This window comes from Sphingobacterium chuzhouense, assembly GCF_014692525.1.
GTDB lineage: Bacteria > Bacteroidota > Bacteroidia > Sphingobacteriales > Sphingobacteriaceae > Sphingobacterium > Sphingobacterium chuzhouense.
The window spans coordinates 577,679-590,202 of record NZ_JACNYL010000002.1; the positions used below are offsets into that span (position 1 = coordinate 577,679).

Annotated in this window: 11 protein-coding genes; 7 read left to right on the forward strand and 4 right to left on the reverse strand. The window is 40.5% G+C overall.

Annotated elements, in window-relative coordinates:
* Window positions 1-91: 91 nt before the first annotated feature.
* Entirely contained in the window at window positions 92-694 is a 603-nt protein-coding gene (locus tag H8B21_RS08860; protein ID WP_190313416.1) for an RNA polymerase sigma factor, read from the reverse strand.
* 174 nt (window positions 695-868) lie between these two features.
* Between H8B21_RS08860 and H8B21_RS08865 the strand changes: the two genes are divergently transcribed.
* Window positions 869-2,083, forward strand: coding sequence for a DUF763 domain-containing protein (locus H8B21_RS08865; RefSeq protein WP_190313417.1), 1,215 nt, complete (start codon window positions 869-871; stop codon window positions 2,081-2,083).
* 31 nt (window positions 2,084-2,114) lie between these two features.
* Here the strand turns inward: H8B21_RS08865 and H8B21_RS08870 are convergent, their stop codons facing one another.
* Window positions 2,115-3,077, reverse strand: coding sequence for a TolB-like translocation protein (locus H8B21_RS08870; protein ID WP_190313418.1), 963 nt, complete (start codon window positions 3,075-3,077; stop codon window positions 2,115-2,117).
* A 233-nt stretch (window positions 3,078-3,310) separates the two neighbouring features.
* On the opposite strand from H8B21_RS08870, the gene H8B21_RS08875 reads away from it, so the two are divergent.
* The 4 genes from H8B21_RS08875 to gap all read left to right on the forward strand — a co-directional run bounded on the left by H8B21_RS08875 (window position 3,311) and on the right by gap (window position 8,582).
* Window positions 3,311-3,700: a YiiX/YebB-like N1pC/P60 family cysteine hydrolase gene (locus tag H8B21_RS08875; protein ID WP_190313419.1), complete on the forward strand. Its 390-nt coding sequence runs from the start codon at window positions 3,311-3,313 to the stop codon at window positions 3,698-3,700.
* 136 nt (window positions 3,701-3,836) lie between these two features.
* On the forward strand, window positions 3,837-6,848 hold the full coding sequence (secDF, locus tag H8B21_RS08880; protein ID WP_190313420.1) for a protein translocase subunit SecDF: 3,012 nt from the start codon (window positions 3,837-3,839) through the stop codon (window positions 6,846-6,848).
* Between the two features lie 148 nt (window positions 6,849-6,996).
* A complete protein-coding gene (locus H8B21_RS08885) occupies window positions 6,997-7,584 on the forward strand; it encodes a peroxiredoxin family protein (RefSeq protein WP_190313421.1) in 588 nt (195 codons plus the stop codon).
* The gene (gene gap, locus H8B21_RS08890; protein WP_190313422.1) at window positions 7,584-8,582 is read left to right on the forward strand and encodes a type I glyceraldehyde-3-phosphate dehydrogenase; all 999 of its coding nucleotides are present in this window, start codon (window positions 7,584-7,586) and stop codon (window positions 8,580-8,582) included. Before H8B21_RS08885 ends, gap begins: the two co-directional genes overlap by 1 nt.
* Window positions 8,583-8,589: 7 nt before the next feature.
* Here gap and H8B21_RS08895 read toward each other — a convergent pair whose 3' ends face one another.
* The gene (locus H8B21_RS08895) at window positions 8,590-9,366 is read right to left on the reverse strand and encodes a TIGR02757 family protein (protein WP_190313423.1); all 777 of its coding nucleotides are present in this window, start codon (window positions 9,364-9,366) and stop codon (window positions 8,590-8,592) included.
* A gap of 94 nt (window positions 9,367-9,460) precedes the next feature.
* Between H8B21_RS08895 and rlmF the strand changes: the two genes are divergently transcribed.
* Window positions 9,461-10,366, forward strand: coding sequence for a 23S rRNA (adenine(1618)-N(6))-methyltransferase RlmF (gene rlmF, locus H8B21_RS08900; protein WP_190313424.1), 906 nt, complete (start codon window positions 9,461-9,463; stop codon window positions 10,364-10,366).
* Window positions 10,367-10,384: 18 nt separating this feature from the next.
* Here the strand turns inward: rlmF and H8B21_RS08905 are convergent, their stop codons facing one another.
* Complete coding sequence (locus tag H8B21_RS08905; protein ID WP_223814933.1) at window positions 10,385-11,749, reverse strand: NfeD family protein; 1,365 nt, start codon at window positions 11,747-11,749, stop codon at window positions 10,385-10,387.
* Window positions 11,750-11,772: 23 nt separating this feature from the next.
* Between H8B21_RS08905 and H8B21_RS08910 the strand changes: the two genes are divergently transcribed.
* Window positions 11,773-12,519 (forward strand): hypothetical protein, encoded by a 747-nt coding sequence (locus tag H8B21_RS08910; RefSeq protein WP_190313425.1) that lies wholly within the window; start codon window positions 11,773-11,775, stop codon window positions 12,517-12,519.
* Window positions 12,520-12,524: the final 5 nt, after the last annotated feature.

The window sequence follows — 12,524 nt, forward strand, 5'->3', positions numbered from 1 at the left end:
TTTTTAGGCTAATACACACAACCGAAAAAAAACAGTGGCTCTATTTGAAAAAAATATATAAAAACCTGATTATCAACAAAAAAAAGATGTACTATAAATCAGCACACAAACAAAGTGCGAATAGCAAGCCGATCATTTTTTGGTTAGTGCGGAACGCTCTTAATGTGAGATTGGCTTTTCTAATATGGTCGTTTACGGTATTTTCTGAAATATTGAGGAGTTCGCTTACTTCTTTATAAGATTTGCCTTCTAACTTGCAAAGCGTGAATACCGTCCTCCTTTGTGGAGGTAGTTTTTCAAGCAGATCATGGAGCACTTGTTTATTTTCATCTGCGGTTATTTTTTCTTCAACGTGCATATATATCCGTTGATCAACGGGCAACAATGTCGCACGCATTTGTTTATCATAATAGGCACTACGTATAACATTTTTAGCCATGTTGGCTGCGATGGTAAACAAATAAGCTTTAAAGGGTTTTTCGATATCAATTTTATCACGACCTTTCCACACTTTCAAAAATACTTCTTGAACTTGCTCCTCTACCAACGCTCTTGATTTTAAAATACGTAATAAATTTCCGATCAGCCGATCTTTATAAACATGATAAAGCATTTCAAAGGCGTCATGATCTCCTTCTTTCAACCTTCGTACAAGTTCTAACTCATTTTGATTATTAAGCTGCTGCCTATCCATGGTGACGCATTTTATCTATTAGATAATGGGATCAGGTTTAAATTTTAATGACTTTTAAGGACACTAATATACAAATTATGACTTGATAACGTGCATGCCCATCTTAAACTCATTTAACATTCGGTTCGTGAATGCAAAGCATTTTACTTAAATTTGTACTAAACAATTTAGTAAATGAAACGATCAGGAACAGCAGATCTTCCCTTACATTATGGCAAAGTTCCACCATGGTTGTATGAACGCATGTCTGCTTTGGGATTTTCGATAATAGAAGCCATCTTGATCGATTATGATAAAGAGGAAGTATTGCGGAAACTAGCCGACCCATTTTGGTTTCAAAGCTTTGGAGCTGTGATGGGCATGGATTGGCATTCCTCTGGAATTACGACATCGGTCATGGGGGCTTTAAAACGCTCTATAAATCCGTCAGCTTCATCGCTAGGGATCTATATATGTGGGGGAAAGGGCAAGCTATCTCGCGATACACCGACGGAGCTGTTGCGGATTGCAGATCGAACTGGGCTAGCGGGTGACCAGCTCGTCAGAGCCAGCAAGCTGTCTGCCAAAGTAGATAACACAGCGATACAGGATGGTTACCAATTATACCTGCACAATTTTATTGTAGCCGACAACGGGAGCTGGGCTGTCGTGCAACAGGGTATGCATGACCAAGATGGCACTGCAAGAAGATACCACTGGCACTCGGAAAACCTCAAATCATTTATTGAAGAACCGCATACGGGGATCAATGGAATACCGCGGGGACACATATTAAACCTTACGGCGACAGAAGCCACTAATAACCGACAGGGCATCCTCAATATTTCACGTGAGGATTCGGCAAAGGTTACGCAGGATTTTGCGCGCTTGATCTTGCCGGGGCACCATGATGTCCGTTCTTCTGACGTAGACCTTAAAAGATTGGGTGCACTACTCTATGTGACCCGTGAATTACAGCCCGACACTTTCGAAGATCTTTTAATGCTACAAGGTGTGGGTCCACGCACTATGCAGTCCCTCGCACTGGTAAGTGAAGTGATACATGGCGCCCCCTCAAGGTTTAAGGATCCTGCCCGTTTCTCGTTCGCACACGGGGGCAAAGACGGACATCCTTTCCCCGTACCAATCGATATCTATGACGATAGCATACAGGTATTGCGGAAGGGTATTGAAAAATCTAAACTTGGAAATGCGGACAAATTAAAGACGATCAACAAATTGCATGAAATCGTGCTGCAAGCGGAAGCTAATTTCACACCGAAATTTGATGTACAGCAAGTTATCGAGCAAGAGCGTAGAGATTCATGGAAATATGGTGGAAGAACAGTATTTGGGAAGACCAAAAAGCACTCTCCAAATACGCCGGGTAATCAACTTTCGTTATTCTAACAAGCACATTGCCTTAACCTACAGTTCTTAACTACCGCCATGCTGTAACGCCATTCGCACGTATTATGCTGGAGCTCCCCTTGGGTATAACCCGTATAACTTCTGGACTAGAATCTAAATTGTATTTTTTGCCGTCGGCAGGAATAATCTTCAGAAACCAATGGCTATTGCCTGAGGCCGGTAAACCTACATAGTCCGCACCAATCAGCAAATATTTATCATCCGGTGAAAATTCAGCAAACGCCTCATCTGCGTTGCCATCCGTCACCTGCACTAGATTCTCGCCATTGATATCCATCATATGGATATGTTTATTGATATAAAAGGTTATCTTCTGGCCGTTATTGCTAACGCGTATATTTCCCCAATTCTCGTAGTTCATTTCTTTCACCAAGTTTAAGTTTGTATACGGTGGGTCAGAACGCAATAATAGCCGATTCTTAAAGCGTACTAGAATGCTATTGTTTGGCAGCCATACGGCATCATCGTCTAGGGTAAAAGATTCCTCGCCGATGCCGAGCATCTCATATTTGACATTTCCATCCATATCGAGGATAACGATTCCGTTATCACGATCGGGCGTAACCATAATCAAAGAGTTATCAAAAGATATCTTACCCAGGTTATTTGTGTTGTTTCCATAACGGGGCACATAATCAAACTCTTTTACAATAGTCTGATCAGCGGCATTCACAATTGTAAAACGATTACGGTCATACATACCTGGTTCTCTCGTTGACACGATGCGAAGCTTTCCGTCACGACTCAATCCCCAACCCACCGTGCTATATGCATTATAAGAAAAGAAAGCCGATTCTTCGCCCGTACGCATGTCGATTTCCATAACCTCACTCGTATATTCATGGTATATATATCCAGGGAGATTACTTAGTTCTGAACCGCCATCGTCATCATCATCTTTGGAACATCCTCCCAACAACAACGAAAACAGTCCAGCCAATGTAGCTAAAATAAAGAGTGTTCTTGTTATCATAATAGTGCCGTCATAGTATATAATTGTATTGAACTTTTCGGGTAAATACGAAATTTGCCCACCCTATATGTAACAAAAAAGATACCAAAATAGGTGCTTCTTTTTTTCCAGCAGTAACAAATGATTCATTGCTGTTTAAAAAACGTATATTGCCTTCATCATATTAAAGGGATACATTACTAACTTCATGAAGAAGAATGTAACACAGATTTTTATCTTAGGTTTGCTGCTCATTGGCACCGCCATTCCCCGAATGGATAAAACGCGGAAAAGATGAACACTATGTGATAAAACGTTTAAAAGACGCTGAAAAAACATTAACAAATTCGGTAATCCAAGAGATGCAAAAGATGGCGCAAGCATGGGAAGGAAAAGATTATGATATGGCATTTGAATGGACAGACGATAAGATGTATTGTTCTGAATTAATATGGAAACTTTATAACCGGACAACAGGACTTCGAATTGGCCAATTGGAACAATTGAAAGACTTTGATTTGAGCAGTGAAATAGTGAGGAACAAACTCACAGAACAATACAGAAATCATATCCCGTTAAACGATACCGTTATTTCACCGGCAGCAATTTTTAACAGCAAACTATTAGAAACAGTTCAAATGTAATTTTTGTTTGCATAAGTATGCGAATTTGTTTTCTTTCTACAAAATTTTTATACCTTTGCGAATCTTGGTTAAGTATTATTAAGCTAAATCGCAAGTAAGATTATATAAACTACAAACAAATACACGAAGACAGACAATGCAGAGTAAAGGGCTGATTAAATTTTTGGTAGTAGTGGTGTCAATAGCATGCCTCTATTCCCTATCATTCACATTTGTTACACGAAAAGTAGAACGAGACGCTGCGGAATATGCGAAAGGCGATATGGCCAAAGAAAAGGCATATCTGGATTCCATAGCTGGTGAGGAAGTTTACAATTTAGGGCTGGCTAAGTTCACTTACAGAGAGGCTAAGGCCCATGAATTAGCGTTGGGCCTAGACCTTAAAGGGGGGATGAACGTTACAATGGAAATATCATTGGACGAACTCATCAGAAATTTGGCAAATAACCCGAAAGATGAAAACTTCAATAAAGCGCTTGAATCCGCTCTTCAAAAGAGTAAATCCGTCAACAGAGGTGTGGTAGAGCTCTTCGTCGAAGAATATAAAGCTTCGGGAGCAGGAACACCTTTAGCTACTTTCTTCGCAACAACAGATAATGCTTCCCTCATTAAAGGAACGAGCTCGGATAATGAAGTGCGGAGCTTCTTAAATAAAGAAGCAGATAATGCTATTGAAAACTCTTTCAAAGTATTACGTACGCGGATTGATAAATTTGGTGTAGCTTCTCCAAACATCCAGATTCAACAAGGGACGAACCGGATTTTAATTGAGCTTCCTGGTGTTAATGACGAAGAGCGTGTCCGCAATCTTCTACAGGGATCTGCCAAGTTGGAATTCTACGAGACACATGACAACTATCAGGTATATCCATTACTGGAAAACCTGAACAATATTTTGGCTAACTCGCTTAAATCAGCGACACCATCGGCCTCAACTCCGGCTACGGTTTCGAATGATTCGACCGCAACCGACAGTACTACTAAAGCCAATGATGACAATCTATTAGCTAATTTAGGGGCTGCTCCTAAAGATAGTACCGATACTGCTGGAATATCTGCGGAACTAGCAGCAAGCAATCCGTTGTTTGCAGTTTTGAACCCCGCCACGTATATGGAGCAAAACGGTCAGCCAAACCTAACTCCGGGTGCGATGGTTGGTATTGCTAATCTGAAAGATACGGCTCGCGTTAACGAGTACCTTAACCGTCCGGAAGTAAAGGCTAACATCCCTGGAAATTTGAAGTTCTTGTGGTCGGTTAAACCCGAACAAAGAACACCTAACTTCCTTTCCTTATATGCGATCAAAACATCGGGTCCGGAGAATGGCCCAGTCTTAACGGGTGATGTCATTACCGATGCACGGGACGATTTTAATGAAAAGAACCAACCGGTTGTTTCCATGTCTATGAATACCGAAGGGGCCCGTCAATGGCGCAGGATTACAGCGCAAGCAGCGCAGAATAACAACGCTGCCGTTGCGATCGTACTAGATGGTGTGGTATACTCTGCTCCCGGTGTAAACGAGGAAATTCCAAACGGAAATTCTTCGATATCCGGTAACTTTACGATTGAGGATACAAAAGATTTAGCGAACGTATTAAAGGCAGGTCGTCTTCCGGCTACGGCAAAAATCGTTGAGGAAGCGATTGTAGGCCCATCATTAGGACAAGCTGCTATTGATGCTGGTGTGAATTCTTCTGTTATCGCCCTTATCGTCGTTATGATATTTATGGTTGCCTATTACAACCGTGCTGGTATTGCGGCTAATATCGCGGTATTGTTTAACGTATTCTTCTTGATGGGGATTTTAGCGTCCTTAAACGCTGTGCTCACTTTACCTGGTATTGCAGGTATCGTATTGACCATGGGAACTGCGGTAGACGCCAACGTTTTGATATACGAGCGCATACGGGAAGAACTGGGCTTGGGTAAATCCATCCGACAGGCAATTGCGGACGGTTACAAAAATGCCATGCCCTCGATCTTGGACTCACAGATAACAACATTCCTAGTAGGTCTTGTATTGTTTTTCTTTGGTAGCGGACCAATCTTAGGATTTGCCACAACATTGATGATCGGTATCATTACCTCGTTATTTACGTCTATCTTTATTTCGCGTTTGATTTTCGAATATATGCTATCAAAAGACTGGAAAATATCTGTATCGTTTCCTTGGTCTGCAAATACACTAAAAAACGCGAATTTCCAATTCATTAAAAAACGGAAAGTATTTTACGGTATTTCCATTATAGCTTCTATTATTGCTTTGGTAGCTATATTCACTAAAGGCTTCACTTTAGGTGTTGATTTTAGTGGAGGACGTACCTACACCGTAGCTTATGAACAAGCTGTTAATTTAGAAGATGTACGTCAAAATCTCGACGAAGTATTTGGTTTGACAACGGAGGTAAAGACCTTTGGTAGCGAAAACCAAGTACGTGTTACGACAACATATCACGTAGAGGAAACTAGTGATGAGGCAGATGCAGAAGTTTTGGCTAAGTTGAACGAAGGGTTATCTAAAATCGACGGTAATGGTTACGAAATCCTATCTTCGCAAAAAGTAGGGCCGAGTATCGCAACTGATATAAAAGATAGAGCGATATGGTCTGGTATATTCTCCGTATTGATTATTGCGGGTTATATTTTAGTACGTTTCCATAAATGGCAATATTCTATCGGTGCAGCGATATCAACTATTCATGATGCGATTATCTTGTTGGGTCTATTCTCTATCCTGGATGGTATTGTTCCATTCTCATTAGACATCGATCAGCACTTTGTAGCGGCGATCTTAACGGTTATTGCCTATTCTGTAAACGATACCGTGGTTGTATTTGACCGTTTACGAGAATACTTAAATAAACCGTTGGCGCATAAAGAATATTTCGGTGATACCGTTAATAGTGCGATCAATTCTACCTTGAGCCGTACCATCATTACCTCCTTAACCATCATCTTTGTGTTGGCGGTATTGTTTGTATTCGGAGGAGAGGTAATCAGAGGATTTTCTTTCGCTATATTAATTGGTATTGTGGTAGGTACTTATTCTTCTATCTTCCTAGCAGCACCGTCTGTATATGACCTTAGAAAAGGTAAAAGTGTTGTAGAAGAAAAACCAGAAAAAGTAAAAGTTGTTACTCCTTAGTACGTACAACTATATGTAATTAACAACTGTAAGGCTTCTGATTGTCAGAAGCCTTTTTTGTACCGCATCATTTTATCATCATTTAATCATTTTGACTAGTTGATTGACACAATTTTTCCTAGCTTTGGTACGTAAATATAGTCGTAGAATGAAATTTTTAATCACTAGTATCGCTATTAGCACATTCACCTTACTCAGTGCATGCCAGTCCAATAACAACGATGCAGGAAATGCGCAGCATCCAGCAGAACACCAAGTGGATCAACAACAAGCGGCAGCAACCTCACAGCCAACTGTACCTATGGCAAAAGAACCTGCTAAGCAGTTGCCGGACTTTAAATTCTATAAAGTCAAATCGGGTATAGGGTTTACGAACGAGGATATACCTGCGAACCGAAATTCAATATTCATACTTTTTGATCCAAGTTGTGGTCATTGTCAACAAGAGACTGGACTTTTAGCTAAGAATTATGAAAAGCTAAAAAACGTCAACCTATATTTTATTTCTATGAACGACCCCTCACTTATGGCTTCGTTTCTGGAAACTTTCGGTAAAGAGCTTGTCGATAAACCGAATGTAGAAGTGCTGTATGATAGAAACCAAGAATTTATTCAAAAATTCCATGTGCCCGCACAGTTTCCAGCAAATTACATATATGGAGCGGACGGCACGCTGAAAAATAACTGGGACGGAGAAAAGGATATTGATTTTGTCTTAGCTGAGTTTATAAAGTAATGAATGTCGCAATAAATGGCTTCGGGAGGATTGGACGCAATACCTTACGTAATATTTATCGCAGAGGACTTCAAAAGGAAATCAGAATTGTTGCTATTAACGATCTGACGGACACTGCTACGTTAGCCCATTTGCTAAAATATGACTCCGTCCATGGACCATTTCCATTTAGAGTTCATCATGATGCAGAGCATCTTTTTGTCGAGGATCAATCTATCAAGATATTAAAAGAAAAAGATCCTTTACAGCTTCCTTGGAGTGCGATGAGCGTCGATGTGGTTATCGAGTCAACGGGTGTTTTTACCAGTAGAGAAAAGGCGTCCTTACATTTGAAAGCCGGCGCAACACAAACCATCATATCAGCTCCTTCACCCGACAAAGAAGTTCCGACTGTCGTTTTGGGTGTCAACGATCTGACATTTGATTGGCAGACTCCCCTATTTTCAAACGCCTCCTGTACCACCAACAATGTTGCTCCTTTGGTTAAGATTTTGGATGAGAATTGGGGCATTAATGATGGCTACATTACTACTGTCCATTCGATGACAGGAGATCAAAATCTACACGATGCTCCCCATCGAGACTTACGTAGGGCACGCGCAGCATCCTCATCGATTATACCAACAACAACAGGTGCTGCAAAAGCGATTACCAATGTGTTCCCGCACCTGGAGGGGAAACTTGGCGGTGCTGGTATACGCGTTCCCGTGCTCAACGGTTCATTAACCGATTTTACTTGTACGCTAAAGAGACAGACAACAGTAGAAGAAATCAATACTAAATTTAGAGAAGCAGCGGCGGACTCCTTAAAAGACATTCTTTATTATACAGAAGATCCCATTGTCTCCGTAGACATTATCAATAATCCATATTCCTGTATTTTTGATGCACAGCTCACCTCCATTGTTGGCGGATTAGTAAAAGTCGTAGGGTGGTATGATAATGAGTTTGGGTATTCCAATAGATTGGTGGATTTGCTAATTTGTGTTCGTAACTAGTTACGAATCATGATTCTCGAGTTACCCCAATACCAAACAGTGCAAAATCATATTTAACGGGATCTTCAGGATCGAAGCGTTTTAAATTTTCTGTCAATTCTACAGCAGTTTTCCAATTCACCTTATCGGACGTAATCAACCCGAACTTACGGGCAACGCGTTCTACATGAACATCACAGGGACAGATAAGATCACGAGATTTTATTCGATTCCATATACCAAAATCTACACCTTTATCGTCTTGGCGAACCATCCAGCGCAGGAACATATTTAAACGTTTGCAGCTGGATTTTTGCATAGGAGAACTGATATGTTTTTTGGTACGAATGGGATGATCGGGTAACGAGAAAAAATAAGCTTTAAATTCATTCAGGCTTCGCTCCATCGAAAAAGCTTTATTCAATTGATTACCAATTAGAAAAGCATCTTCTAATGAAGGGAAATGGCGGTAATGGAATTGCAAAAAAGAAACAAAATATAACAAATCGGTATCATTAAAAGTACGGTGCTTAAACCCTAAAAGGTTTTTCAAGTCTTCCTCTTTATGTCCTATAATAAATTTCGAAGGTTGTCCGTCAAATCGTTCGATCAATTCTCTGCATTTATTAATAATGGTTTTGCGCTGCCCCCAAGCTAAAATAGCGGCGAAGAAACCCATAATCTCTATGTCTTGTTTCTTGGTAAACAAATGAGGAATACATATCGGGTCATTTTCAATAAATGCGGGTTGATTAAACGACGCTACTTTGTCGTTTAAAAATTGCTTCATGTCGAAGTCTGCCATGTGCTTAATATCTATGCTTTAATTTGCATATAAAGATACCCTTTTCACAAATACCCCCAATAATTTAAATATCTTTGCATTAAATTACAAGTATATGGATTCTAAAAAGAAGAAGAACGTATTGCATCCCAGAAATATACATCAATCCGGTTATGATTTTCCTCAGCTAGCAGAAGCAAATCCGGAACTGAAAGATTATATGATCGAAACTGAATTTGGTACGGTATCTGTCGATTTTGCTAACCCCAAAGCAGTCGTTGAGCTTAATAAAGCACTCTTAAAAGCTCACTATAACATACAAAATTGGTCTATTCTGAAAAATAGCCTCTGCCCCCCTATTCCAGGACGAGCAGATTACATACACTATGTTGCCGACCTGCTTGCGGCTAACAATGGCGGTGTTATCCCAACAGGGCCCCAGATAAATGTTTTAGATATTGGAACAGGCTCCTCCATCATTTATCCTATTCTGGGCGAACGGACATACGGCTGGAAATTCCTGGGAACTGATATCGACGTTGCGGCACTCAATCATGCCCGCTCTTTAGTCAAAACCAATGAGGGATTGTCGCGAAAGATAGTATTTCAACTGCAGGAAAACCGTGAACACATTTTCGAAGGTATTTTGAGCAAAGACGATTATTTCGACTTAGTAGTTTGCAACCCTCCCTTTTTTGCTTCGCGGGAAGAAAACTGGCAAAAGACCACCAAAAAATTCCATAATCTGCACAAAGGTAAAGAAGCGCTGCCGGTACAAAACTTTGCTGGACATCCCAACGAGCTCTGGTGCAAGGGTGGTGAAAGAAAGTTTGTACGCGATATGATTAATGAGAGTATGCGGTTCAAAAAACAATTAGGTTGGATTACAAGCTTGGTTTCTAATAAAGAGAACTTAAAGCCCCTTGTCGCCACGTTAGAATACAACAAGGCATCCCAAGTGGAGATCATCAATATGGCACAAGGACAGAAGGCCATCCGTATTTTAGCATGGAAATGGTAGTGTAAGGCTTAAATTGCCTTACACTTCGCTTTTTACCGGTTTATCTTTTAGCTTCCGCACGAAAAGACTATAGTTCTCATGTTTTTCAACATATATCTCTTCTCCTACATCGATAAAACCGTCTAGCGCGACAGCATCATACCACACGCCATCAATCTCAATTTTACCGGCTGGTCTTAAAACCGTACGAGCAACACCATTTTTATAAAGCAGGTTCGTTTTCTGTGGAGACGAGGTATATCCCACACCTGCTTTCTGCTCATCTTGGAGCACCAATCGCTTAAAGGCAGACGACCTTAGGATATTTTTCCCGAAAATAACCATTAAGATAATAGAGAGCACCATTGCTCCCGTTACAATTAAAAATGACTCCATCAATAATCCTGGTTTGGCTAATTTAAAATCAAAAAAGTTATTGTCTACCATAGAGAAAGCAAGACCACATAGTACACATATTATACCCAATATACCCGCAATACCAAATCCAGGTATGACAAATATCTCTAGTAGCAGCAGCGCGACTCCCACGATAAATATCGCTATTTCCCAATGATCAGCCAGTCCCTGCAAATACAGCGGTGCAAAAAACAATACACCGCATATAATAGCGACCACGAGCGCAAAACCGATCCCAGGCGTTTGTAACTCAAAATAAATACCGCCAATAAGCCCTAATATTAAGAAACCACTGACCATCGGATTAATTAAAAAAGCAACAATACGATCCACTACGGTGATATGGTGCTGCACGACCTCAAGATCACCTTTTCCAACTTGTTTGTAGACTTCCCCTACATCACCAACTACAGCTCGAACAATACCTGATTTTACGCCTTCGGAAGCCGTCAGTGTCAATAGCTTACCGTCAGGCTTCAACTGTGGAATAGAAACCTCCGGATCTACAAACGCTTCTGCTATTTTGGGGTCGCGTCCTTTCGCTTCGGCGGTAGCACGCATTAACCCTCGCATATAAGATTGATATTTTTCCGGCATAATCTCCCCGCTTTGGTTGACAACACTTGCCGCCCCCATGCTCCCGCCATTTTGCATAAAAATCTCATCCGAAGCCAACGAAATCAACGCTCCCGCAGAAGCCGCATTGTTGTTTATATACACCACCGTATGCATAGTGGAGCCTAAAAGCTTAGTACGTATAGAATCCGCAAAATTTACCGCTCCACCAAACGTATTTAATTCTATTAAAAACGTCTCAGCTTGGAGCTCTATTGCTTTCTGATGCGCCAAATTGACGGTTCGCCATGCGTTTGGGCCAATATCTTCTTTGATATCCACTTTATAAATCTTTTGTGCCGATGCTACAGAAAGCATAACACAAAAAGTTAAAAGAAAAGCAAAAAAGGATTTCGTAATTTTGTTCATCATGAATTAATATTCTTGCGATAGTAATGACTAAATATACGACATTTAAAGCATTTGAAAAAAACTTTCCTTATCAAATATGGAAAATTGTTGCAGATGCTGCTTCCCGACAAATTGCGGTAGAACTCCGTGATACCGAGTCGACGTGCGCCGTACTTTATGTCTTTGATTTTGAAGGGAAAGAGGTGCTGATAAATAAACAAATAGATGAGAAAGAATGGACATTGGAGGCTATCCAATACCATACCATCGTCCTGAAACGTGTGGGCGACACACAACCCGTGAAAGAGGGTATTTTATTTTTAGATATACAAGGCAGCCTCCGACACCTATGGCAAGAATACACCTGGATAGATACTTATCGTGGCGTTATCAAGGTGAGGCATCGTAATTTTCAAAGTGGTTTTGAGGAATATATCGATATAGAAACACTAAAAAAAACTTCTGACACAGAAAGAATACAAGATTATTGCAGTGCCATCAAAATGCCTGTTCCTTATAGCGGCCCCTTACCCCCCTATCTACCACATTCGGCTATACAAGACCTACCTTGGATCAGCCGTGCAGCAAATCGTATACTTTGGTCGTATCACATCAAGGAGAATGACCATTATCGCCTAAACCTTGCTATCGCTGATACATCAAATTTATTATGGACACAATGTTTATTATCGGATATGCCCAAAATGATTCCACAGCCCTACTTTCAAATAGAAAATCAAATATTTTTAATGTCATATAATAAACGGAAAATTGTTTCGTATTTAGTATAATTGTA